Source organism: Blautia pseudococcoides (assembly GCF_001689125.2).
GTDB lineage: Bacteria > Bacillota > Clostridia > Lachnospirales > Lachnospiraceae > Blautia > Blautia pseudococcoides.
On record NZ_CP015405.2, the window covers coordinates 996,144 to 1,019,342 of the forward strand.

The following is a 23,199-nucleotide window of genomic DNA, read 5'->3' on the forward strand; positions in this document are numbered from 1 at the left end:
AGGAAAGATAGAGGGAAACAGTGGAAAGTGCCGAAGAAACGGCCATGGGGATTGCAGAAGCTAGGGATAGGAAAAGACCTTGCAAGGCTGACAGCATACTGTGGAGAACGCTAGTATTGGTTCGCCACCAAAACGTGTGTCAGCAGAGCAATCTCCAAAGACGTACTAGGTAAAGCAGGACTTATAAGCTGTCTTGACTATTATAATGAGCGCCATGCTTTAAAGTTATGTTGAACAGCCGTATGCCCAACGGCATGTACGGTGGTGGTGTGCCATGCAAGGCATACAGAAGATGAAGGTAGGTCCTTCGACAGGAATTGAACAGGCAAGCCTGTCAAATCACTCTAATGCTGCTGTGATTCAGGTCATGGTAGTGAGCGATTAGAGAAAAGGTTGTACAAACAATCAGATATGATACATGAAGATGAATGAAAATGAACCATTGAAGAAGTGTCGAAAGCGTAAGATTTCTGCAAAACTTACTTTTCACCACTGAGTAAGGATGAGGATGGAGGAAACCTGTAAAGCTGACCATCCGTGGAACGGCATTAAGATGGCATGAGCATGTATCAGGCTTCTGTGTGAAACATGGGAACCTGTAGAATAATGAAAATCGAAAAGATTCAAGTCACAGAAAGATAAGGTCGAAAGTAGAGACGTATTCTACAGGGGCGGAGTTACTCGTAGTAGTGTTGAAGTTGTTGTAATGACAATGGAGCAAAGGGGTAACATCATTCTGCTTGATACTGAAAACAACTAGGAAACTAGGAGGATTTGATGAGCGAGAGCAAACAATACGAAATACCAAAGAAAGTGGTTATTGAAGCTTATAAGAGAGTAAAAGCAAACAAAGGAAGTGCGGGAATTGATGGTATAGATTTTGAACAGTTTGAAAAGAAACTGAATAATAATCTATATAAGATATGGAATCGAATGAGTTCAGGAAGTTATTTTCCATCTCCGGTATTAGCGGTAGAAATACCAAAGAAAACTGGTGGAACCAGGAGATTGGGCATACCAACTATTACAGATAGAATTGCACAGATGGCTGCAAGAATGTATGTAGAACCTGTGGTAGAGCCCATGTTTTGCGATGACTCATATGGGTACAGACCAAACAAGTCTGCAATTGATGCAATAGCAACAGCAAGAAAGCGATGTTGGAGATATGATTATGTCATTGAATTAGATGTAAAAGGATTGTTCGATAACATCGATCATGAACTTCTAATGAAGGTTGTAGCAAGGCATGTAAAAGAAGAATGGATATGTCTCTATATAAAACGATGGCTAGAAATTCCGTTTGTAACAAGAGAGGGGCATGTAATTGAGAGATTGTCTGGGACACCACAAGGAGGAGTAATAAGTCCAGTTTTAGCAAACATGTTTTTGCATTATGTATTCGATATGTGGATGGAAAGAAATTTCCCACAAGCACCATTTGAAAGATATGCGGATGATGGATTAATACATTGCCGTACAAAAGAGGAAGCTATCTTCATAAAAGAAAAGTTAGCAAATAGACTTGAGGAATGTAAGCTAGAACTGCATCCTATTAAAACAAGAATAGTGTATTGTAAGGATAAGGACAGAACCAGGGAGGAAGAACTTACAGAGTTCGATTTTCTTGGTTATACATTCAAAGCAGTATACATCATGTGTAAAGATGGAAAAATCAGACATAACTTTATTGCATCTGTAAGCAACTCTTCATCTAAAAGCTTTCGAGAAAAAATAAAGGCTATGGAAGTTCATAAGAGGACAGGGTGCAAAATAGACATCATAGCAGAAATGCTGAATCCCTTAATTCGTGGTTGGATGAACTATTTTGGTAAGTTCAATCCATCGGCAATGAAGGGAACGTTACAATGTATTGAAAGAAGACTTGTGAAATGGGCTATGTGTAAGTACAAGAACTTTCGAGGTAGACGACGTAGAGCAGAGAAATGGCTCTACACCGTGAGACAGCGAGAGCCAAAACTGTTTGCTCACTGGAGCAATTTATATTCGTATTGTTGAATGATAAGAGCCGTATGAAAGGAGACTTTCACGTACGGTTCCGGGAGAAGTTTGAGGTGAAAGTCCTCTTACTTACTCGACTTAGAGGGGAGAGAAAATCTCCCCTACTCGATTGGAATGAAATATAGTATGGTCAATTTGGAAAGCCAAACATTATTTGTATCTTTTATATTGACAAGTGTGTATCTAATGTATATAATGAGTATGTACAATAAATGGTATATATACACGTGCGCACAGAAAGTTGAGAAGTGAAAATGAATATTCTAATCAGCAATACAAGCGGGAAACCTATCTATGAACAGATTACGGAGCAGATAAAACAAGCAATTATGAGAGGCCAGTTAAACCCCGGGGAGTCCCTTCCTTCCATGCGTCTTCTGGCAAAAGAACTCCGTATCAGCGTCATCACCACAAAGAGAGCATATGAAGAATTGGAGAGAGATGGATTTATTTGTTCTCAAGTTGGCAAGGGCAGTTTTGTAGCAGATACAAACCATGAGCTTGTGAGAGAGGAGCAGTTAAAGGAAATAGAAGGTTTATTGGAAAAGGCTGTGGGAAAAAGCAAAATCAGCGGAGTAGAATTGGATGAATTGACAGAGATGCTTAAAATGCTCTACGAGGAGGAATAAAAATGGAAGCAGCGATCAAAATTGAGGGTCTGGTGAAAAGTTATGAAAAATTCTCATTGGACCACATTACTATGGAAGTTCCAAAAGGCAGTATCGTTGGATTGGTAGGGGCCAATGGGGCAGGAAAGACTACTTTGATCAAGTGTATTCTCGGTATTGTAAAAAAAGATTCCGGTGAAATCTATGTGGACGGAGAAAAACTGGAGGATAAAGACCATAACTGGAAGAACCAGGTGGGCATGGTACTGGCGGAATCCAATTTTCATGAGACCATGAACGCTTTACAGATAGGCAGGATCATGGAGAATATTTTTGGCCAATGGGACGCCGGACTCTATGAAAAGTACCTTGAAGAATTTAAACTGGAACCTAAAAAGCTGATAAAAGATTACTCCAGGGGAATGAAAATGAAGCTGCAGATAGCAGTGGCGCTCTCCCACAAAGCGAAAATACTTATTTTTGATGAGGCGACCAGCGGACTTGATCCTCTGGTGCGTGATGATTTGCTGGATATTCTGCTGGAATATATTCAGGATGAGGAACACACTGTGCTTTTATCTTCACACATCATCAGTGATTTGGAAAAAGTCTCAGATTATATTGCGTTTATTCAGAACGGAAAACTGCTTTTTGTAGAAAATAAGGACGATATTCTTTACAGATATGGTGTAGGGAAATGTTCAAAAGAAGATTACAGCACACTGGATAAGGAGGGGATCATGCGTCTGAGAAGAGGGGCTTTGGGTTACGAATTTCTGATACGTGACAGGCAGGAATTTATGCGCAGTTACCCGGATCTGGTAGTAGATGCACCGAATCTTGAAGAAGTTCTGCTGTTGTTGGAGAAAGGGGAGGTGGTATCATGAAGGGACTGATGTTAAAGGATTTATATAGTATTAGGATCACCCAGAAGACATATATTATATTCTTTTTGTTTTTATGTGTGTTCGGTTATATGATGAAGAGTCCCACTTATGTGGGAACGATGTGTATTGTAGTATTTGCAACATGTGTACTCAGCCTGTTCAATGCGGATCAGTATTACCACTGGGACACCTATGCGGCGGCGCTTCCGTTGAGTAAAAAGATGGTTGTTCAGGCAAGGTATCTGCTTATCATTGTCATGACTTTGGTCCTTGCCTTGTTCACAGCCGTAATGACTGGCGCAACAGCAGTACTTCTGGGAATGCCTGTTGCAGAGCAGGTGATCGGTTCGGTTTCCACTTGTATGATAATTCCTATTTATTCAGGAATTATTATCCCGGTGATCTATAAGCTGGGAGTTGAAAGAGGAAGAGTGATTTTCATGATGTTGTTTTTGATCCCATTTTTAGTGATCATGCTTTCTAAGGATTTCATACGAGGGACTGTTGCGGAGTCAGAACTTATCTTGCTTTTGCAGACATCAAACGGACAGCTGATTGCAGCGGGCGCCATATTTGCAGTAAGTATTCTGGTTTTAGCAGTATCTTACCTGATTTCTATTAAGATATACAGTAATAAGGAATTCTGATTCAGAAAAGAATTGGCTTTGCTCTGCATTGTCATACAGATGTGATAATTGTTTTCTTGACTTTAAAATTGTACAGTGATACATTATTCTTAGTTCCAAGATTTGGATCATGAAGAGTACGGAGGAGTTGGGAAAATGTCACAGGAAGAGAAGCTGCTGCGGGCAAAAGCGATCATTGAAAACAGCAGGTATCTGGTATGTCTGCTGGGAATGCGGGTGAGCAGCCAGTGCGGGTGCACGAACTGGCGTTCAGACCAGGACGCATACGATATTGAAACCAGATATGGTTGTTCCCCGGAGGAGATGTTCAGCGCTGAGTTCTATAATACGAGGGTAACGCAGTTTTATGACTTTTATAAAAGAGAGATATTGAGCAAGAGGGGAAGGATCAATGATGGCATGAAGTCTTTAAAGCACCTGGAAGACAGAGGAATCCTGCAGTCTATCATCACCCGTGATATCTACTCTCTGCCGAAAAGGGCAGGTTGTAAAAAGGTGCTGGAGATCCATGGGAGCATCTACCGGAATGTATGTCCAAAGTGCAGGGCAAAATACCCCATGAAAGCGGTGGCGGAATCTGTGGGTACTCCAAAATGCACCAAGTGTGGCACGACTATCCGTCCGGAAATCTGTCTGCGCGGAGAAATGGTAGATAATTCCCTTTTGACACGTGCAGTTGACGAGGTGGGAATGGCAGACACACTGCTTATATTGGGAAGCAGGATGCATTCACAATTGGCGAAGACATACGTTAAGTATTTTGAAGGGGATAAAATCATACTCATCAATGATCAGGACCATTATGCTGACGAGGCCGCAGACCTTGTGATCGACGGCAAAGCCATGGAGATTCTGAGTAAACTAGAATTATAACAAAAAAAGGCTTGCATAGGGGCGGCACTCATAAAACAGCATAAGAATGTTTTCGGGAAACGGCGTAGCTTTGGCTATGCCGTTTCGACCTTTTGCAGGTCATTCAGCATAGCGGCGGGAAGTATTCCCACAAGGTCATAGGAAATATCAATCTGCTGCTCTCTATATCCCTTTGACTTATCCGGCGCGTGAACATACACCGCCTTTACCATATCGTTTAAGACGGTAGGTGTCAGCTCGTCCAAATCAAGATACTTTTGCACCTTGCCGATAAACCGGTCAATGTTTTCTGCCTGTTCTTCTTCCTGTACAATTTCTTCCTTCAGTTGCAACAGCTTTTCCCGCAGTTCTTCCTGCTCCTGTTCGTAATCATCAGAAAGCATTTGAAAATCTGCTGTCAGATAGTTTCCCGTTGGCGTTATCCTCGTAAATACGTTTGAAAAGTCGGTCAAGTTCTTCAATACGCCGTTCCGCTCGTGTTGCTTGTGGCCGCTTTGTCGCAAGTTCTTTCTTGGCTTCGGTTTTCTGCTTTGCACCCATAGCTTTCCTAAACTGTTCTTCATGGTTGGCTACACAGGAAATCACAAGCCGCAGATGTGCAAGCACACCCTGTTCCAGTACCACAGCACGGATAAAATGCGTTGGGCAGATTTCTTTCCCTTTCAATCTTGAAGTGGAACACACGAAATGGTCTTGCCTTGCTTCAAAATTCCTGCTTGTGCAGTAATACAGCTTTTCCCCACAGTCCGCACAGCGGACAATGCCGGAGAACATATTTGTCTTTCCCGTCCTCGTTGGGCGGCGTTTGTTCTTCCGCAATTCCTGTACACGTTCCCATGTGTCAGCGTCAATAATCGCTTCGTGGGTATTCTCAAACACAAGCCATTTTTCCTTTGGATTGTAACAGGTCTTTTTGCTCTTGTAGGACTGCTTATAGGTTTTGAAGTTTACCGTATGCCCTTGATATTCTGGTCGTTCCAAAATATCCGCTATGGTATCTCCCGTCCTTGTAGGGATTGTCCGGCGGCGCGTTCCTTGTTGTCCGTCCTGTCTGCATGAAATGGATTGTCGGCGTAATGACCTGTTCTTTTAGAATACGGGCAATTTGTGTTGGACCGTAACCCCCTAAGCAGAGTGCAAAAATCCGTTTGACTACCTCGGCAGCTTCCGCGTCCACAATCCAATGCTTTTTATTGTCGGGGGGCTTTTTGATAACCGTAAGGCGGATTAGTGCAGAGATGTTCGCCCGCTTCGCCTTTGGATTTCATCACAGCACGGATTTTTTTGCTTGTGTCTTTTGCGTACCACTCGTTGATGATATTGAGAAACGGGGTAAAATCCCTGTCCTGTTGGTTTGCGCTGTCTATGCCGTTGTTGATAGCGATAAACCGCACGCCTTTCTCCACAAATAGGACTTCCGTATAGAAGCCAACTTGGCATTTCTGAAATTTTCCCGTAGTAGGAGATAAGAAAAACTTTTTAAGAAATCCCTCTCAAAACTTCGGCAAAATCGCCCTGTAGTTCCTGATACAGGGGATTTTTCACGACAATTTGACCGTCTTTGATAATTCGTTTCCTTTCCATTCCTTTCCCGTCCTTTCGTAGTTTGATAGAAGAAAAGTTTCTTAGCAAGCATAGGAAGTGAGTACCCACTTCCGTAATTTTGCCCGTCCATGCCTTACGGCTTGTTGGTCAAAATTGCTTGTACCCTCACAGGGTTTGCCTGTTGGGGCAGACCCTTGGGAAGTTTCCCAAACCCTCTGATTTCCCTCTCACTGCCTACAACACCGAAATAGGAACAAAAGAAAAACGCCATAAAAACAGCGTTTCACATTTCAGAGTAGTATTTTGTAAGAGAACCTAACTTTTCGGCAATTAGCGTCTTTAGTGATTGCGGTTTTACAGAGAGAATATGATTCCCATAATTTATAAAGTAATTCGTAATAAAGGTTTCTTCGCTTTTGTTAAAAAATCCTCGAATAAAATATTTGCCGTTTTCTAAGCAAAGATTCATTGACGGATAATGCTCTTTGTAAAATAAGTCAACACTTTTAGGGGATATTTCAACCTCAAAATCAATAGCACCCTGTGCTTTATATAACTCATCAGCAGGTCTCCTAAATTCAGAAAGTAATTTTGCGCTATACTCATTGCTTTCTTCAATACCTAAAATTCTATCACACCGAAATACTTGGGGATATTTTGTTTCAAAATTGTACCCTGTTGCATACCATTGTCCGTAGGCTGATGAAATATCGAAAAACTGAATGTTATACTTTCGCTCTGCATCTCTTTTTTGATATGTTACATTGCAAACTTTTTCTTCTATGGCATACCGTAAAATATCACTTAAAAATGGACATTCATTGTTATGTTGAATGGACGCTAAACGAAATACTTTTTCCACTTTACGAAGCAATTCTATTTTTTCCGCAGATAAGCAGTTTTCAAATTTTTTCTTTAATTTTTCTACGCTTAGATGAAAGGGAGTAGTTTCATAAGCGCGTAATGTAAGCATAGAAAAATATAATGCGAATACTTCATCAATATTGAATACAATAGGCGACAAAAGTCTATTGTGAAGTATGCCGTAATACCCATTTCTACCATGTTGAGCATAAATCGGCATACCGATTCTTTCTAAAGCTTCTATATCTCTGAGTGCTGTACTTTTTGATATGTGATACTTATCCATTAAATCCCTTAAATTAAATGAATTTTTATCATTTAGGAATAACATCATATCATTTATTCTTTCGGATTTATTCACGGGCTTATCCTCCTTTTTGTGAAATAAAGGTGTCACAATATGATATCTTTTTACATTATACTATAATTGGAGAAAACAGAAAAGGAGCATACACAAGATATGAAAAAATTATTTTTAGCTTCATCTTTCAAAGATGTAGCCTGTATATTTGCAAACTTTGAAGAAAATTTAAGTGGTAAAACCGTAACATTTATCCCCACTGCAAGTGTAGTAGAAAAGGTTGTCTTTTATGTAAATTCGGGAAAAAAGGCTCTTGAAAAATTAGGTCTGATTGTTGATGTTTTAGAAATATCAACAGCAACATCTGACGAAATAAACACCAAATTAAAGGGCAATGATTTTATATATGTGACAGGCGGAAATACATTTTTCCTGCTGCAAGAACTACAAAGAACAGGGGCAGATAAAATAATTATCCAGGAAGTCAATGCAGGAAAATTGTACATAGGAGAGTCAGCGGGGGCAATGATTACAGCACCCAATATTGAATATGCAGCAGCAATGGACAGCGTGAAAAAAGCCCCTGCGCTGACGAGCTTTGATGCTTTGAATCTGGTAGAGTTCTATACTGTCCCACATTATACCAATGCACCTTTCAAAAAAATAGCACATAAAATAGTGGACAGCTATTCTTCTACATTGGCTTTATCTGCTATTAGCAATAACGAAGCAATACTCATTGAAAACGACAATGTGAAAATCGAAAAGAACTAAGGAATAGGTTTGTGAGCCCTGATTTAAGCGGCTTACAGACACGAAAACATCAAGGGTAAAGAATTTATACCTTTTCCCTCAAAAATGGGGTTTTACTGCGTAACAAAATGAAAAAAGCAAGTGATAGGCAATCAGCTGGCAGCTACCTTAATGCAGTTTGTTGGTTGATACTGTTTTATGCGTAGTTGCCTTAGGTAGGCCTTTTTTTGTGTAAAATTCTTTGTCATATGCATTTTTCATGTTTACGAAGTAATATACCTGCTGTGTCATGCAGCTGGGCAGCAGTGCGGAGATAGGAATACTCTCTATGCAGCACGACCTGAACGGCTAGTACTGCTGCTCCGCGATAATAAACAGGACAAATCATTTATCATATCATCACCTTGTTAGTATGTTGTACAAAGAGTCCAATTCGTATGCGTGGGATGTATAAAAAGGAGGGCCGGGTCAGCAGGCCCGGCAAAAGAAAAAGAAAAGTTTATATGAAAAAGGTTATTACCTTTGTTGAATATTAATATACAGGGAAAATGTGTTGAAATTGTGGCGAAAAGATAAAATGATTCTAAAGGGTCTTTGAAAAAAATAGAAAAATCCCCGGAGAAAACGGTTCTCCGGGGATTTTCTGCAAGATATCCTTTGATCTCATGATGCTTTAATGATGCGGGGGAAACCGAATGAACGTGAAATTTAGCCTATAAAGAAGGAGGGCCGGGTCATAAGGCCCGGCAGTATGAAAAAGAAAAGTTTATATGAAAAAGGTTGTTGTCCTTTGTTAAGTATTACTATACCCGGAAAATGTGATGAAACTGTGGTGAAAAAATAAAAGAATTGTGAATGGTTTTTGAAAGATTTATGAAAGGGAACATTAACGGTGGTGACTCCCCAAACATCAATGATATTGATGGACCACAAATACATGTAACGTGCCCACATTGTGGAAAAGAATTTACGAAGACGATTAACTTTTTTGGAAGAACTGCTTCCGCAGGATAATAGCAGCATGAACATAGCCCCGGTGATGAGCCGGGGTTATGATCGTGCACTGTATAAAATAAGCAGAGATGCAATTACAGGCATATGGCAGTTTAATCTTCGTCATCTTCTTCCACAAGTAAGCCGCGTTTGTGAGCTTTTTTAAGGATGCGCTCATACAATTCCTGGGATGCTACAAATTTGTCCAGCTTCGGATCTCTCTCCATGTCTTTTATCATTTCCGCAGTTTCTTCCAGTACACACCGGCTTATCCATTCTTCAAAAGCGTTGTCTTCACTATCCATTAAACTCACCCCTGCTATAATTGTAATCCTCTGTCAAGGGAAATTCCACTGGTAGATATTGGAAACAAAGCCGTGTGAGTCTTTGGTATATGTAGAATGCAAAGTTTAATCATGAAAATAATGAAATGTTTTGTGACTAAAACACCCCGGCTTTTAGGCCGGGGTAAGTGTAGGAACGCAGGTATATGAATTTCTTAGAATTTACCTTCTTTTGCAGCCTCTTCAACCGCAACCGCAACCGCAACGGTCATACCAACCATCGGGTTATTGCCTGCGCCGATCAAGCCCATCATCTCAACGTGAGCCGGAACGGAAGAGGAGCCAGCGAACTGTGCGTCAGAGTGCATACGTCCCATAGTATCTGTCATACCGTAGGAAGCAGGACCTGCTGCCATGTTATCCGGGTGAAGGGTACGTCCTGTACCGCCGCCGGAAGCAACGGAGAAGTATTTTTTACCCTGTTCGATACATTCTTTTTTGTAAGTACCTGCAACCGGATGCTGGAATCTTGTGGGGTTGGTGGAGTTTCCTGTGATGGAAACATCAACGCCTTCTTTGTGCATGATAGCAACACCTTCTGTTACATCGTTGGCACCGTAGCAGTTTACTTTGGCACGAAGTCCCTCAGAGTATGCTTTTCTGAATACTTCTTTCACTTCGCCAGTGTAATAATCCATCTCTGTTTCTACATATGTAAATCCATTGATACGGGCAATGATCTGAGCGGCATCTTTTCCAAGACCGTTTAAGATAACGCGCAGAGGCTCTTTGCGGACTTTGTTTGCTTTCTCTGCAATACCGATGGCACCCTCAGCAGCAGCGAAGGACTCATGGCCTGCCAGGAATGCAAAACATTTTGTGTCTTCTTCCAGAAGCATTTTTCCTAAATTACCATGTCCAAGACCTACTTTACGCTGGTCAGCAACAGAACCCGGGATACAGAAGGACTGAAGTCCCTCGCCGATAGCAGCAGCAGCGTCAGCAGCTTTTTTGCAGCCTTTTTTGATCGCAATGGCAGCACCAACAGTGTATGCCCATTTTGCGTTTTCAAAGCAGATTGGCTGAATACCTTCTACCATGTTATATACATCTAATCCCGCTGCCTTTGTCACCTCAGCAGCTTCTTCGATAGAGTTCATTCCGTACTCTTTTAAAACAGCAAGAATCTGTTTCTCTCTTCTTTCATATGATTCAAATAAAGCCATTAATTTATCCTCCTATTCTTTCTACGCCAGACTTATGTAAGAGACAATTACTCTTTTCTCGGGTCAACGATCTTCACTGCATCGTTTACGCGGCCATACTGTCCCTGCGCTTTTTCAAAAGCAGTGTTAGCGTCATCGCCGGCTTTGATGAAGTCCATCATTTTGCCGAAGCTTACGAATTTGTATCCGATGATTTCATCTTCTTCGTTTAAAGCGATTCCGGTAACATATCCGTCTGTCATTTCCAGATAACGAGGTCCTTTTGCGAGGGTTCCGTACATGGTACCAACCTGAGATCTCAGTCCTTTTCCTAAATCCTCCAGGCCTGCACCTACAGGAAGTCCGTCTTCTGAGAAAGCACTCTGTGTTCTTCCGTATACAATCTGCAGGAATAATTCTCTCATTGCAGTATTGATGGCATCGCAGACAAGGTCTGTATTAAGAGCTTCCAAAATGGTTCTTCCCGGTAAAATTTCAGATGCCATAGCTGCAGAATGGGTCATACCTGAACATCCGATCGTCTCCACCAAAGCTTCCTGAATCACACCTTCTTTAACATTTAAGGTTAATTTGCAGGTACCCTGCTGTGGTGCACACCAGCCTACACCGTGTGTTAAACCGGAGATATCCTTTATTTCTTTTGCTTTTACCCATTTTGCTTCTTCCGGAATGGGAGCAGCGCCGTGGTTAACACCCTGAGCTACCGGACACATTGTTTCTACTTCATGTGAATAAATCATTTTAAAACTCCTTTCAAGAATGTATTGACATTAAGTGCGTTAGAAATTTAACGTCCTATTCAATGACATTTTCTCACAAAGTAACAAAAAAATCCAGAGTTATTTTTGAAAAAAGTAAAATTGTAAGGGGTCTTATAGCAGAAAGGAATGAAAAAAACAAAAAAGCATAGGACCTTTCTCACCATGCTTGGGATCATTATCGGTGTCATTGCCCTGGTGGTACTGGTTTCTATTGCGGACGGCTAAAGGTGAGCCAGGATGCCATGAGTTTTTCCATGGCCCCGGAGGTGGTCTGGGCGGCTGTGGGATTTTCCGGATTGATCGGTGTGCGCTTTGGCCTGTACCAGGCTAATAAGGCGGCAAAAAAACGCCCCATTGATGCCCTGCGATACTCAGGGTGAGAGGGAAAGCTGCAAAGATTCCAGTTGACAAACAGAAATCCTCCTGATAATATAGTTAAGTGAATTTAATTAAATCCACAAAACTAAATACTTGGGAGGATATACATGGGAATTGTAAAAGAAATCAATAATTTCTATTATCATATGGCGCTCTATGAGCTGCAGGTGATGAACGGAAATGATTATTATAACGGGCTTTCCTACAACAGCCTTTTATACATCAATGTGATCGAACAGATGAAAGAGTGCACGGTCAGCAAGATGGCCGATGTGCTGAAGATCACCAAGTCCGCCGTGACCCTGAAGATCAATGAGCTGGTAAAGCAGGGCGTGGTGGTAAAAAAGCAGAGCGAAAAAGACAAGCGGGTTTATTATCTGGAGCTGAGTCCGCATATCACCCAGGTTTTGGGGGTATACGACCAGGTGTTTTACAAAATAGAGAGGGAATTAAAGGGCAAATACTCCCAGGAACAGTTAGAGCTGTTTGGAGATGTGCTGAAAACCATCAGCGGGTATGAATGGAGGAACATGCAGGATGATTGATCAGGGCCTGGAAAGAAAAATAACGGTTCCCTCGATTCTGAAATTCGCTCTTCCCTCTATGGTCATGATGGTTGTCATGTCCCTTTATACCGTGGTGGACGGTATGTTTGTGTCAAGGCTTGTGGGCACAGACGCTTTCTCCGCCGTTAATATTGTTTACCCGCTTCTCAGCTTTGTCATTGCGCTGGGAACCATGTTCGGAACCGGCATCACTGCCATTGTTTCAAGAAAACTGGGCGAGGGAAAACAGCAGGAGGCTTGCGAGAACGTGACGTTTATCACACTGTTCGCTGTAGGGCTGGGCATTGTGATCACGGTTCTCTCTTTTGTCTTCCTGGAAAAGATCATTTACATGCTGGGGGCAAATGAAGATATCTACGCATATTGTTATGCCTATGCGTTCCCTCTGCTTTTCTTCCAGCCGGCAAATATTCTGCAGTTGGAATTCCAGAGCCTCTTTGTGGCAAACGGAAAGCCCCACATTGGCCTAACTGTTACCGTGGCAGGGGGGCTGGCCAACGTGATACTGGATTATGTGTTCATTGGGGTTTTGAATATGGGGATTGCCGGCGCGGCGGTAGCAACGGGAATCGGCTACTGTATCCCTGCGTTTTTCAGTGTTTTTTATTTTACTTTTAACCGGAAGGCAGAGCTTCATTTTGTAAAGCCTAAAATGGACTGGAAGGTGCTGCTTAATTCCATGACAAATGGTTCTTCCGAGATGGTCAGTAACTTGTCAGGAAGTATCACCACCTTTTTGTTCAACATTATAATGATGCGCCTGGTGGGCAATGAAGGGGTTGCGGCGATCTCTATCCTGCTCTACCTGGATTTTGTGCTGATTGCCATCAGCCTCGGATATTCCATGGGCGTGGCTCCACTGTTCAGCTATAATTACGGAGGAGGAAATGTGTCAAAGCTTCGGAAACTGTATAAGATCAGCATTGGTTTTTGTATGGGCGTGGGTGCGGTGATGACAGTGGGAACCTTGTTGTTCTCAGGAAATCTGGCCTCTGTTTTTGCTGAGCGCGGGAGCCGGGTCTATGAACTTGCCACGACAGGTCTCATGGTTTATGCTTTTGGGTATCTGTTCAAGGGATATAATATTTTCAGTTCTGCCATGTTTACCGCTTTTGGGGATGGAAAGGTTTCGGCAATCCTGTCCTTTATGCGGACGCTGTTATTTCTGGTCCTGTTTTTGATCGGTTTTTCCGTTTTGTTTGGTGTAAACGGCGTCTGGAGCGCGTCCGTGGCGGCGGAGCTGATGGCTTTTGCCCTGGCTGTGTTCTACACCATTAAGAAAAGAACAGCATATCACTATCTTCCCTGAGCATGAAATATAGACGCGGATGGACGAATATAGTATACTGAAGATAAAGGTTCAGTGTCTTATTTTGCCTGGCTGCTGAACCGGGGGAAGGGGGATGTGCTTGAAAGGTTGGGAAATATTTTTTCTGTCAGCAGCAGCGGTGCTGATGGTTTTTCTGGGAACCACGTATGTGAGGAAAAAACATAAAACCGGCAGAAAAGAAATCGTATATAAAGTTTCTGCCACTTTGATGGCAGTGCTGCCGGCTCTATATCTGGCACTTAGGGAGCAGAGCCGTGTCTCCTGGTTTATAGCAGTGGGAACCATTTTCTGTATGGCAGCAGATGCGCTGCTGGAAGTGCATTTTGTGACAGGAGCCGCAGTGTTTGCCGCAGCCCATGTATGTTTTATAGCAGGTTTGCTGGGTCTGGCGTCACCTGCCTGGTATACAGCAGTTCTGCTGTGCTGTGTGTATGCTGTGCTCTTTGCCATACTCAGGCCTTATATGAGGAAATTGGGAAAGCTGGCGGTGTTGGGGGCACTCTACGTGGCCTTTCTCTGTGCCATGTTTTCCATGGCAGGGACGGTGTTTCTGGAGTCCCCGGGACCGTCCGGGGCCGCGGCGGCCCTTGGAGGGGCAGCATTTTTGGCATCTGATACCATACTGGCGGTAAACCTGCTGGGTGAGAATAACAGCAGGAAATTAGATAAAATACTTCTGGTTCTGTACTATGGGGCGGTTTACCTGCTGGCTGTGTGCAGATATCTGCCGGGATAAAAAAGAGGAAAGCTGTGCGCGCAGCTTTCCTCTTTTTTAAGCGAAACTGTGGTCTACCTGGATGACAGCGTAGTAACAACCCTGCAGAGTCCGGATCTGCTCCTTGACCCGGTTTACGACATCCACCTCTGTCATGGGAAAATCGTGGGGGATGACCAGGTCAAAGATCAGATTGGAATGGGTCGGACCCTCCACCACACGGAAATCGTGCATAGTGAGCCGGGGTGAAATTTCGCTGATGATACGGTCCGCCTCCGCTTTGAGATGGTTGATATGGACATTGTCGGTAACGATAGGGTCCATATGTATGGTAGCGGAACAGTGCAGTTTTTCCTGAAGTTCTTTTTCTATATTGTCTATCTCGTCATGGATCTGCAGAATATTGCCGCTTGCGGGCACCTCAGCGTGGAGGGAGATCATCAGCCTGCCGGGACCGTAGTCATGGACGATCAGGTCATGAATGCCCTGGACTGTAGGGTGGGCGGTGACAAGGGACTCAATCTTCTTCACAAAGTCCTCCTTGGGAGGCTGCCCAAGCAGAGGATTCATGGTTTCTCTTAAGGCCTGGATACCAGTATAAAAGATGAACAATCCTACCAGGATACCGCACCACCCGTCAATGAGGATACCGGTATAACGTCCGATCAAAGTGGCAGCCAGTACAACGGCTGTGGACACGGTATCACTGAGAGAATCAGCGGCCGTGGCGGACATGGCTGCGCTGTCCAGCTTCCGGCTGAGGGATTTGTTATAATAAGCCATATACATTTTTACCAGGATAGAGACACACAGGATGACAAGGATCAGAGGGCTGCTGTCCACCGGGGCAGGGCTGCGCAGTTTTTCTATGGACGACTTTACCAGCTCAAATGCCATGATCAATACGGCTACCGATACAAACAGACCGGATATATACTCAATTCGGCCATGACCGAAGGGGTGTTCCGGGTCCGGCTTCTGACCAGACATCTTAAATCCGATCAGGGTGATCACAGAGGAACCGGCATCAGAAAGGTTATTGAAGGCATCTGCCGTGATAGCAATGGAACCGCTCAGCATTCCCGCAGCGAATTTCCCGGCAAACAACAGGATATTGAGAAAAATCCCTACGGCACCACTTAAAATGCCATAGGCCTGACGTACCTTTGGCGCAGCTGTGTTTTTGTGATCTTTGATAAAAAGACGCGCTAATAATTGAATCATATATCTTCCTCCAAATACAGATTTTGTGAAATCCCCTGTTTATTTTATACGAAAGTTTGGAAAGACGCAAGCAAGCAGGAAAAAGATTTACATTCCCGTATGCGAATGATATGATTATAGGAAATGAAATATAGATAACAGAGGGGTAATTACATATGAAAAAGAGGATGAAATCTATCTGCTGCCTGATGCTGGCCGCGTCACTGACTGCCGGGCTTCTTGCCGGATGCGGCAGTGACAGTACAAAGGCCGGGAATGAGGAGCAGAATAAGCAGGAGGAAGAAGCGGAAGGGAAGGACGAGAATGACCAGTCTGCTGTGAAACTCGATCCGGACAAACCAATCTCCATCACAGTCTGGCATTACTATAATGGTGCCCAGCAGGTGGCTTTTGATGAACTTGTCAATGAGTTCAATGAGACTGTGGGAAAAGAAAAAGGCATCTTTGTAAAAGGGTACAGCCAGGGAAATGTAAATGAACTGGAGGACACTGTGATGGCCTCCCTGAATGAGGAAGTGGGGGCTCAGGAAATGCCCAATATTTTCTCAGCTTACGCAGACGCGGCCTACACGGTGGACAGCAGAGGGAAGCTGGCAGATATCTCTGCCTATATGTCCCAGGAGGAACTGGATGAATACGTGGATTCCTATATAGAGGAGGGAAGGATCGGTGAAGGCAATACGCTCCGTATTTTCCCCACAGCAAAGTCCAGTGAGATCTTTATGATGAATAAAACAGACTGGGATAAATTCGCGGAGGCAGCCGGTGCGACACTGGAAGATCTCTCCACCTTGGAGGGCGTAACGGAAACCGCACAAAAGTATTACGAGTGGACAGACTCTCTGACCCCGGATGTGCCGGAGGACGGAAAAGCTTTTTATGGAAGAGATTCGGTTGCGAACCTTTTTGTCATAGGCTCCAAACAACAGGGCCAGGATATTTTCCAGGTGGAGAACGGCAAAGCATCCGTTGCAGCAGACCAAGAGATCATGAAGAAAATATGGGATAATTTCTATGTGCCCTTTGTGAAGGGATACTTTACAGCATATGGAAAATTCCGCTCAGATGATGTGAAAATAGGAGAGATCCTGGCATTTACAGGTTCCTCCACAGCATCCATGTATTTCCCGGATGAGGTGGAACAGGAGGACAATGTTTACCCCATCGACTATATGGTCCTGCCCGCGCCCTCTTTTGCGGACGGAGGTGATTATATTGTGCAGCAGGGAGCCGGAATGGTTGTCACAGAGACAACCAAGGAGGAGGAATACGCCTCGGTACTATTTTTGAAGTGGTTCACAGAGACAGAGAACAATATCCGTTTTAGCTGCGCATCAGGATATCTTCCGGTGAAGAAGGCGGCAAATTCCCTGGAGGCTGTTGACAAGGTGGTTGCCGGGCAGGGACTGGAGATCCCGGACAAGACTTATGATGTTTTAGACAGCCTGTTCGGTACTCTGGAAGATGCAACGCCATATACCACCAAGGCTTTTGAGAACGGAACAGAGGCCAGGAAAGTTCTGGAGTATAATATGGCAGATAAGGCAGCGGAGGACAGAATGGCTGTACAGGAGCTGATCGCCCAGGGACAGACCCTGGAGGAGGCATGTGCATCTTATGTGTCTGAGGAGTCCTTCCAGAGCTGGTATAATGACTTTGTTGCGGCTTTGCAGAATATCTTGAATAAAGTAGAATAAGGCGGAATAAAAAATGAGGAAAAGAAAGTGGACTATATTGGCGCTGTTTTGCATCCCTCTCATTGGGGTGCTTGTGATACAAAGCCTTCTTTCATACGGAACCGTCCTGATCGGCGGCACAATGCGGCTGCTGGACTCCTATGCTGTGGGAATTATGGAACAGACAGTGGAGAACAGGAAAATTACGTTGGAAAACAATATGGTCCAGCACTGGATGGAAGTCAGTGAAAATGAGGAGAAAATCAGCAGGGAGCTGGATTCCCTTCTGTCATTTAACCGGATAACAGTGGAGGAGTTTCTGGATGACAGCGGGCTCCAGAAACAGCTCCTGCAGAATACAGCGCTGTCCAGCCTGTATCAGCTCAGAAAAAATGAGGTGACAGGCAGTTTCCTGGTTTTGGCCAATCAAGACGAGGAGAATGAAGAGGGCAGCATGACATGCAGAGGATATTATTTCAGAGATGCTGACCCATCCGCAAATTCACTGGATTACTCTGATGTGCTCATGGAGCGCGGAGGCAGGGATATTGTCCATCAGACAGGGGTTGCCCTGGACAGCTACTGGACTACGGATTTTACGTTTGAGCCTTCCGGGAAGAATTCCAGGGATAACTTCTTTTACAAACCTTATGAAGCGGCACTGGAAACCCCAAATGCCAGCTATACAAACCTTGGATACTGGAGCAGTCCCTTCTCCCTGAACGAAGGTAAGAGCGGCGGGGAATATCCTGCGCTTACCTACTCGGTCCCTCTGATCAGCAACGGGGTGGTGTACGGGGTTATGGGCGTGGAGGTGTCCAGCAGCCATATTGTGGATATGCTTCCAGCCGGTGAACTGAATAAAAATGAACAGAGCGGGTATCTTCTGGTTAAGAGTACGGAGAAGAACAAGTGGGCTCCTCTTGTGGCCTCCGGAGTCCTGGGAGAACGGCTCCGGGCGCTGGGGCCGTTTCTGAATGTCCAGGAGAGCAAATTTGACCAGGTCTATACTCTGGATGAGGATGAAGATGACGGAAAGCTTTACGCATCGGCGAAAAAGCTGCATCTCTATAATACCAATACGCCTTTTGAGGATGAGGAATGGCTCCTTGTGGGGATTCAGAAGGACGATGCCATTTTCGGGATCGGACAGCAGATTTTGTGGAAGGTATTGGCAGCGATCCTGGCAGCCCTTGTATTTGGGATTATCTGTACCTACCTGGTGGCGAACCATGTGACCGATCCCATCCGGCGTCTGGCAGAATGTATACGCAGCAGTACCGGCAAGAGTCTGGAACGTTTTAAAGCCTCCGGTGTGTCGGAGGTGGATGAGCTGTATGATGTGGTGAAAAATCTGACCAGACGGCAGGAAATGGCTGAGAGGGGACTGACAGAGGAAAAGGAAAGGTACCGGATCGCGCTGCAGAGCAGTGACGATATTTTCTTTACATATGATTTAGGCAAAGAGGAAATTGAATTGTTCAACTATCCTCAGCGTGACGGACAGGCAGTCAGATATAAAATCACGGAGAACCTGGAGCTCTTAAGCAGCCGGACTTTTATGGAGGATATCAGTAAGTTAAAAAGAGCATTCTACGGGGATGAAGATGAGATCCATATAGAATTCCGCGGAAAAAGAGGGGGCACTGAGGAATTCCGCTGGAGGCTGTTAAAGGGTGAGGTGATCCGGGATGAGAACGGCGGGAAAAGCAAGATCATCGGCAGCATACGGGATATCCATGAGCAGAAGATGCAGGAACTCAGGGAGATTGAATCCGCAAAGCGGGACCCTATCACAAAACTGCATACACAGAGAGAGGGACGGCGGTATCTGACAGAGGTGCTTGCCCGGGGGGACAGTGGATGCATGGCGCTACTGGATCTGGATGAATTTCGGATACTGAATGAAACCTATGGCCTTATCTTCGGGGATGTGATCCTGGAAGAGATCGGAAGTCTGCTCCTTACAAAAAAAGAACAGCTAAAGCGGACAGAGGCAAGAGAGATCATATTGGTGCGCCAGGGCGGAGATGAAATCCTTATCTGGCTTGCAGGGTTTACCAGGGAGGAGACAGAGCAGTTTTTAGATGAGGTGCGAAGAGAGATCGCCCAGCTTTACCAGGGAGCAGAATTCAGCATTCACTTATCCGCAGGAGCCTGTATGAGGAATAACACTAACCTGGGATATGTCCAGCTTTTGCGCCGGGTGCGATGCGCCCTGACTTTTGCAAAGCAGAAAAAGGACGGCAGGGTGTATTTCTACCGGGAGATCCCAAGCCAGACAAAGGAAAATATCCTGACGGAGATCAATGATATAGCCAGCATCACCAGCGGTCCCCAGCTTAATATGGTATCCCTCACCCTGAACTTCTTTGACAAGGGCGGGGATATGGCTTCCATTCTGGCAGTGCTCTTTGTCAAGATGGGACATTATTACGGGGCGACGGACATCCTGATGACTTCCGTGGACCGGGATTTCCATACGGCTTATATTTCCCATCAGTGGCATAAGAATCCTGCAGATTATCAGGGGAAGGATATGAAGCGCTTTACCGCAGAGGAATTCAAAGCGCTTGCAGAGCAGTACAGAGGTGAGCCTTTCCTGCTTGACGGGAAACAGATGACAGAGCAGCAGCGGAAGTTTCTCATGCTGCCTGAGAGAAAAAGGGGCTTCAGTGTCCCCATGACAGATGGTGGAAAATACATAGGCTCCATAACGCTGTTGGCAGAAGAAGGGGCGGTTCTGTGGGATAAAAAGGAGCAGAGCAACATCCAGGAGGCTGCCAAGATCATAGAGAATAACTTAAACAAAGTCCATTATGACCAGGCCAGCAAGGCAAAAAGTGAATTCCTCTCCAGAATGTCCCATGAGATCCGAACACCTATGAATGCTATTATAGGTATGACGGAAATTGCCATGCAGGATAGGGAGGTACCGCCAAAGGTGCAGACATATCTGGAAAAAATCAGTACCTCTTCGGACTATCTTCTTTCGCTGATTAATGATATACTGGATATGTCCAAGATTGAAAGCGGCAAGATGAAACTGGAACTGCTGGATTTTGATCTGGAGCAGTGGGTGAGGGATATGGATGATTTGATTAGGCCTCAGGCTGTCCAGAAGGGGATCATCTATACAACGGAAACACATTTTGTGCAGAAATGGGTGGTGGGAGACGCCATGCACCTGAAACAGGTGATGATCAATCTTCTGGGAAATGCGCTGAAATTTACCGGCAAAGACGGACATATCCTGTTTGCTGTGAACCAGCGCCGGACTGCACCGGATCAGACGGAAATTTCCTTCTCTGTGGAAGACACAGGCATCGGAATCGAGGCAGAGGACCAGAAGCGGATCTTCCATTCTTTTGAACAAGCAGGCGAGAGTACCGCACGCAGGTTTGGAGGAACAGGCCTGGGGCTTGCCATCAGCAGCCAGTTAGTGCAGATGATGGATGGGGAGATCAACCTGGAGAGCGAGCCTGACAAAGGCAGCACATTCTCCTTTGCCATTACCCTGGAAGACGGCACAAAGCAGGAAGAGGAAGAGAATGTTTCAAAAGAGACAGATTCACTGCGGGGCAAAAGAGTTCTGGTGGTGGAGGACAACGAACTGAATGCGGAGATCGCAGGCTCGATCCTGAACCTTCATGGAATTCAGGCGGAGCGGGCTGACAACGGGTTTCAGGGCGTGAAAGCATTCTCTGAAAAAGAACCGGGATATTATGACGCTGTCCTTATGGATATCCGTATGCCGGTTATGGATGGCCTGGAGGCCACCAAGGAGATACGGAAGCTGCCCAGGGAAGACGCAAGGACCATACCAATTATTGCCATGACGGCCAATGCTTTTGACGAGGATATGAAAAAGTCTATTGAGAGCGGCATGAACGGCCATCTGGCAAAGCCCATAGACTTTAAGGAACTGCTGCAGATGCTGTTAAAGGTCACAGGCAGCAGAAAATAGTAACTGATTGTGGTAACTCTTATCTGTATTGCAGATAATGGTTAATAGAATGTACAGGAGGTATTGATTTATGAGAGCAGAATTTGATGAATCTCTGGTAACCGGTAATGACATGATCGATTCCCAGCACAAGGAGCTGATTGGCAAGATCAACCAGCTTTTGGAGAGCTGTGAGGATGGACAGGGCAAGGTAAAGGCAGTTAAAATGCTGGATTACCTGCTTGACTACACAGAATTTCATTTCAGTGCAGAGGAAAAGCTCCAGGAGGAGATCGAATATCCGGGACTGGAAAAGCACAGGGAAAAACATAACGAATTCCGCCAGGCAGTGAAAGAGCTTCAGGAGATGCTGGAGGAAGAGGAAGGCCCCACCGAAAACTTTGTAAAACAGGTGGAAAAAAATGTTGTGGACTGGTTATATGACCATATCAAAGGATTTGACCGTTCCGTAGCTGAGTACAAATTTATGCGCTCCAATCCGGAGAGACTGTAAGATCATAAGAGGGCGGGTGCTTAGGTGCCCCGCCTCCTTTCATTCATGACAATAGAAAGGCTGATATTATGAGCAAGGAAAAATACTGGGAGGGCAAACAGTACGCCTTTTTCAGCCATAAGGACTGTGAATACTTTCCCTGTCACAAAACAAATGACACGGAAAATTTTAACTGCCTGTTCTGCTACTGTCCTTTGTACGCTCTGGGCGACCAGTGCGGAGGAAATTTTCACTATACCAAAGAAGGCATCAAGGACTGCAGCAAATGCGGCCTTCCCCATAAAAGGGATAATTTCGGGTACATTACAGGCAAATATAACGAGATCATGGAGATTGCAAAAAAGAACCGCAGGAATCCAGATAAGGAATAACCTGGGACAAATCTTCACATATGATGTCACAGAATGGGCGGATCTCATCCACTGCAGGGGTCAGGTCCGGCACCATACAGGACCGGGCGCCTGCGGCTTTGGCAGCGCGGATGCCGTTTAAGCTGTCCTCCAATATCAGGCACTGCTTCGGCGGTGTCTGTAATTTTTCCGCGGCAGTCAGAAAGATTTCCGGGTCCGGTTTACCATTCTGTACCTCGTCCCCGCACACCGAGGCGGCGATATACGTTGTAACACCTGCCATGTCCCAGTAACGGGAAGCATCACATCTGGGGGTGGAGGTGGCAACCGCAGCCGGAATCTCATGTTCCTTTAAGTATGTAAAGAGTTCCATCAGTCCCTTCTTCACAGGCACACCGTGTTTTTCAATATATTCTTTTTGATATCGGGTCCGTATGGCGCGGCCCTGGTCATAGTCCACGGTTCCCTGGAACCATTCCTCAAAAAGTTTACTGCTCCGTTCCCTTGTTCCCCCGCGCATCTGGCTTAAATGATATTCTGTCAGGGTAAATCCCATCTCACGGCTGGCTTCCTCCCATCCTGCCTTCATCAGGCGTTCCGTATCAAACATCAGCCCGTCCATATCAAAAATCACTGCTTTTATATTCATTTTTTTATCTCCTGTAAAATTTTCTCAGACAAAAAAGCAAATCTATTATAGCATAGAATCGGCGATTGTGCTAAACTTTTTGGAGGA

General features: G+C 44.7%; 23 protein-coding genes. 14 read left to right on the plus strand and 9 right to left on the minus strand.

All coding sequences use genetic code 11. The features are described from left to right. The first annotated feature begins 777 nt into the window (after window positions 1-777). The 5 genes from ltrA to A4V09_RS04610 all read left to right on the plus strand — a co-directional run bounded on the left by ltrA (window position 778) and on the right by A4V09_RS04610 (window position 5,037). Window positions 778-2,019, plus strand: a complete 1,242-nt coding sequence (gene ltrA / locus A4V09_RS04590; protein ID WP_065540556.1) for a group II intron reverse transcriptase/maturase — start codon at window positions 778-780, stop codon at window positions 2,017-2,019. 257 nt (window positions 2,020-2,276) lie between these two features. Further along, window positions 2,277-2,651, plus strand: coding sequence for a GntR family transcriptional regulator (locus A4V09_RS04595; protein ID WP_065541305.1), 375 nt, complete (start codon window positions 2,277-2,279; stop codon window positions 2,649-2,651). Between the two features lie 2 nt (window positions 2,652-2,653). Further along, a complete protein-coding gene (locus A4V09_RS04600; RefSeq protein WP_065541306.1) occupies window positions 2,654-3,517 on the plus strand; it encodes an ABC transporter ATP-binding protein in 864 nt (287 codons plus the stop codon). Beyond that, a complete protein-coding gene (locus A4V09_RS04605) occupies window positions 3,514-4,164 on the plus strand; it encodes an ABC-2 transporter permease (protein WP_065541307.1) in 651 nt (216 codons plus the stop codon). Before A4V09_RS04600 ends, A4V09_RS04605 begins: the two co-directional genes overlap by 4 nt. A 135-nt stretch (window positions 4,165-4,299) precedes the next feature. Beyond that, window positions 4,300-5,037 carry an SIR2 family NAD-dependent protein deacylase gene (locus A4V09_RS04610; protein ID WP_065541308.1) on the plus strand — a complete coding sequence of 246 codons (738 nt, stop codon included), beginning with the start codon at window positions 4,300-4,302 and terminating at the stop codon, window positions 5,035-5,037. A 74-nt stretch (window positions 5,038-5,111) separates the two neighbouring features. On the opposite strand, the gene A4V09_RS25130 is transcribed toward A4V09_RS04610, so the two are convergent. From A4V09_RS25130 to A4V09_RS04630, 4 genes are all read right to left on the minus strand, one after another. Further along, window positions 5,112-5,420 carry a DUF4368 domain-containing protein gene (locus A4V09_RS25130; protein ID WP_242963958.1) on the minus strand — a complete coding sequence of 103 codons (309 nt, stop codon included), beginning with the start codon at window positions 5,418-5,420 and terminating at the stop codon, window positions 5,112-5,114. Continuing rightward, window positions 5,410-6,018, minus strand: coding sequence for a recombinase zinc beta ribbon domain-containing protein (locus A4V09_RS25135; protein ID WP_242963959.1), 609 nt, complete (start codon window positions 6,016-6,018; stop codon window positions 5,410-5,412). The genes A4V09_RS25130 and A4V09_RS25135 overlap by 11 nt, the downstream gene beginning before the upstream one ends. 209 nt (window positions 6,019-6,227) lie before the next feature. After that, complete coding sequence (locus tag A4V09_RS24840) at window positions 6,228-6,443, minus strand: recombinase family protein (protein ID WP_198168571.1); 216 nt, start codon at window positions 6,441-6,443, stop codon at window positions 6,228-6,230. Between the two features lie 422 nt (window positions 6,444-6,865). Beyond that, window positions 6,866-7,807, minus strand: a complete 942-nt coding sequence (locus A4V09_RS04630) for a helix-turn-helix transcriptional regulator (protein ID WP_065541309.1) — start codon at window positions 7,805-7,807, stop codon at window positions 6,866-6,868. Window positions 7,808-7,906: 99 nt separating this feature from the next. Between A4V09_RS04630 and A4V09_RS04635 the strand changes: the two genes are divergently transcribed. After that, complete coding sequence (locus tag A4V09_RS04635) at window positions 7,907-8,521, plus strand: peptidase E (protein ID WP_065541310.1); 615 nt, start codon at window positions 7,907-7,909, stop codon at window positions 8,519-8,521. A 1,085-nt stretch (window positions 8,522-9,606) separates the two neighbouring features. Here the strand turns inward: A4V09_RS04635 and A4V09_RS04640 are convergent. The 3 genes from A4V09_RS04640 to A4V09_RS04650 form a co-directional block, all read right to left on the minus strand. Then, window positions 9,607-9,798 carry a hypothetical protein gene (locus A4V09_RS04640; RefSeq protein WP_065541311.1) on the minus strand — a complete coding sequence of 64 codons (192 nt, stop codon included), beginning with the start codon at window positions 9,796-9,798 and terminating at the stop codon, window positions 9,607-9,609. A 194-nt stretch (window positions 9,799-9,992) separates the two neighbouring features. Further along, window positions 9,993-11,003 carry a GGGtGRT protein gene (locus tag A4V09_RS04645; RefSeq protein WP_065541312.1) on the minus strand — a complete coding sequence of 337 codons (1,011 nt, stop codon included), beginning with the start codon at window positions 11,001-11,003 and terminating at the stop codon, window positions 9,993-9,995. A gap of 47 nt (window positions 11,004-11,050) precedes the next feature. Beyond that, window positions 11,051-11,743 carry an iron-sulfur cluster assembly scaffold protein gene (locus A4V09_RS04650; RefSeq protein ID WP_065541313.1) on the minus strand — a complete coding sequence of 231 codons (693 nt, stop codon included), beginning with the start codon at window positions 11,741-11,743 and terminating at the stop codon, window positions 11,051-11,053. A gap of 263 nt (window positions 11,744-12,006) precedes the next feature. Between A4V09_RS04650 and A4V09_RS24185 the strand changes: the two genes are divergently transcribed. The 4 genes from A4V09_RS24185 (at window position 12,007) to A4V09_RS04665 (ending at window position 14,774) form a co-directional block, all read left to right on the plus strand. After that, the gene (locus A4V09_RS24185) at window positions 12,007-12,144 is read left to right on the plus strand and encodes an ABC transporter permease (RefSeq protein ID WP_157123449.1); all 138 of its coding nucleotides are present in this window, start codon (window positions 12,007-12,009) and stop codon (window positions 12,142-12,144) included. Window positions 12,145-12,249: 105 nt separating this feature from the next. Further along, complete coding sequence (locus A4V09_RS04655; protein WP_065541314.1) at window positions 12,250-12,687, plus strand: MarR family winged helix-turn-helix transcriptional regulator; 438 nt, start codon at window positions 12,250-12,252, stop codon at window positions 12,685-12,687. Next, window positions 12,680-14,017 (plus strand): MATE family efflux transporter, encoded by a 1,338-nt coding sequence (locus tag A4V09_RS04660; RefSeq protein ID WP_171285814.1) that lies wholly within the window; start codon window positions 12,680-12,682, stop codon window positions 14,015-14,017. Before A4V09_RS04655 ends, A4V09_RS04660 begins: the two co-directional genes overlap by 8 nt. A gap of 100 nt (window positions 14,018-14,117) precedes the next feature. Further along, window positions 14,118-14,774, plus strand: coding sequence for a lysoplasmalogenase family protein (locus A4V09_RS04665; protein WP_065541315.1), 657 nt, complete (start codon window positions 14,118-14,120; stop codon window positions 14,772-14,774). Window positions 14,775-14,810: 36 nt separating this feature from the next. Here A4V09_RS04665 and A4V09_RS04670 read toward each other — a convergent pair whose 3' ends face one another. Next, on the minus strand, window positions 14,811-15,977 hold the full coding sequence (locus tag A4V09_RS04670) for a cation diffusion facilitator family transporter (protein WP_065541316.1): 1,167 nt from the start codon (window positions 15,975-15,977) through the stop codon (window positions 14,811-14,813). Between the two features lie 155 nt (window positions 15,978-16,132). On the opposite strand from A4V09_RS04670, the gene A4V09_RS04675 reads away from it, so the two are divergent. From A4V09_RS04675 to A4V09_RS04690, 4 genes are all read left to right on the plus strand, one after another. Continuing rightward, window positions 16,133-17,674 carry an extracellular solute-binding protein gene (locus A4V09_RS04675; RefSeq protein WP_065541317.1) on the plus strand — a complete coding sequence of 514 codons (1,542 nt, stop codon included), beginning with the start codon at window positions 16,133-16,135 and terminating at the stop codon, window positions 17,672-17,674. A gap of 13 nt (window positions 17,675-17,687) precedes the next feature. Then, entirely contained in the window at window positions 17,688-21,620 is a 3,933-nt protein-coding gene (locus tag A4V09_RS04680; protein ID WP_065541318.1) for an ATP-binding protein, read from the plus strand. 70 nt (window positions 21,621-21,690) lie between these two features. Then, entirely contained in the window at window positions 21,691-22,113 is a 423-nt protein-coding gene (locus A4V09_RS04685; protein ID WP_065541319.1) for a bacteriohemerythrin, read from the plus strand. A 68-nt stretch (window positions 22,114-22,181) separates the two neighbouring features. Further along, window positions 22,182-22,484, plus strand: coding sequence for a cysteine-rich small domain-containing protein (locus tag A4V09_RS04690; RefSeq protein ID WP_065541320.1), 303 nt, complete (start codon window positions 22,182-22,184; stop codon window positions 22,482-22,484). Here A4V09_RS04690 and A4V09_RS04695 read toward each other — a convergent pair. After that, on the minus strand, window positions 22,438-23,112 hold the full coding sequence (locus A4V09_RS04695) for an HAD family hydrolase (protein WP_065541321.1): 675 nt from the start codon (window positions 23,110-23,112) through the stop codon (window positions 22,438-22,440). The genes A4V09_RS04690 and A4V09_RS04695 overlap by 47 nt on opposite strands. Window positions 23,113-23,199: the final 87 nt, after the last annotated feature.

Excerpts from the sequence above, each read along its gene's own strand:
- ltrA (WP_065540556.1), top strand. The coding sequence starts at position 778 with ATGAGCGAGAGCAAACAATACGAAATACCAAAGAAAGTGGTTATTGAA.
- A4V09_RS04595 (WP_065541305.1), top strand. The coding sequence starts at position 2,277 with ATGAATATTCTAATCAGCAATACAAGCGGGAAACCTATCTATGAACAG.
- A4V09_RS04600 (WP_065541306.1), top strand. The coding sequence starts at position 2,654 with ATGGAAGCAGCGATCAAAATTGAGGGTCTGGTGAAAAGTTATGAAAAA.
- A4V09_RS04605 (WP_065541307.1), top strand. The coding sequence starts at position 3,514 with ATGAAGGGACTGATGTTAAAGGATTTATATAGTATTAGGATCACCCAG.
- A4V09_RS04610 (WP_065541308.1), top strand. The coding sequence starts at position 4,300 with ATGTCACAGGAAGAGAAGCTGCTGCGGGCAAAAGCGATCATTGAAAAC.
- A4V09_RS25130 (WP_242963958.1), bottom strand. The coding sequence starts at position 5,420 with ATGCTTTCTGATGATTACGAACAGGAGCAGGAAGAACTGCGGGAAAAG.
- A4V09_RS04635 (WP_065541310.1), top strand. The coding sequence starts at position 7,907 with ATGAAAAAATTATTTTTAGCTTCATCTTTCAAAGATGTAGCCTGTATA.
- A4V09_RS04640 (WP_065541311.1), bottom strand. The coding sequence starts at position 9,798 with ATGGATAGTGAAGACAACGCTTTTGAAGAATGGATAAGCCGGTGTGTA.
- A4V09_RS04645 (WP_065541312.1), bottom strand. The coding sequence starts at position 11,003 with ATGGCTTTATTTGAATCATATGAAAGAAGAGAGAAACAGATTCTTGCT.
- A4V09_RS04650 (WP_065541313.1), bottom strand. The coding sequence starts at position 11,743 with ATGATTTATTCACATGAAGTAGAAACAATGTGTCCGGTAGCTCAGGGT.
- A4V09_RS24185 (WP_157123449.1), top strand. The coding sequence starts at position 12,007 with ATGAGTTTTTCCATGGCCCCGGAGGTGGTCTGGGCGGCTGTGGGATTT.
- A4V09_RS04655 (WP_065541314.1), top strand. The coding sequence starts at position 12,250 with ATGGGAATTGTAAAAGAAATCAATAATTTCTATTATCATATGGCGCTC.
- A4V09_RS04660 (WP_171285814.1), top strand. The coding sequence starts at position 12,680 with ATGATTGATCAGGGCCTGGAAAGAAAAATAACGGTTCCCTCGATTCTG.
- A4V09_RS04670 (WP_065541316.1), bottom strand. The coding sequence starts at position 15,977 with ATGATTCAATTATTAGCGCGTCTTTTTATCAAAGATCACAAAAACACA.
- A4V09_RS04675 (WP_065541317.1), top strand. The coding sequence starts at position 16,133 with ATGAAAAAGAGGATGAAATCTATCTGCTGCCTGATGCTGGCCGCGTCA.
- A4V09_RS04680 (WP_065541318.1), top strand. The coding sequence starts at position 17,688 with ATGAGGAAAAGAAAGTGGACTATATTGGCGCTGTTTTGCATCCCTCTC.
- A4V09_RS04685 (WP_065541319.1), top strand. The coding sequence starts at position 21,691 with ATGAGAGCAGAATTTGATGAATCTCTGGTAACCGGTAATGACATGATC.
- A4V09_RS04690 (WP_065541320.1), top strand. The coding sequence starts at position 22,182 with ATGAGCAAGGAAAAATACTGGGAGGGCAAACAGTACGCCTTTTTCAGC.
- A4V09_RS04695 (WP_065541321.1), bottom strand. The coding sequence starts at position 23,112 with ATGAATATAAAAGCAGTGATTTTTGATATGGACGGGCTGATGTTTGAT.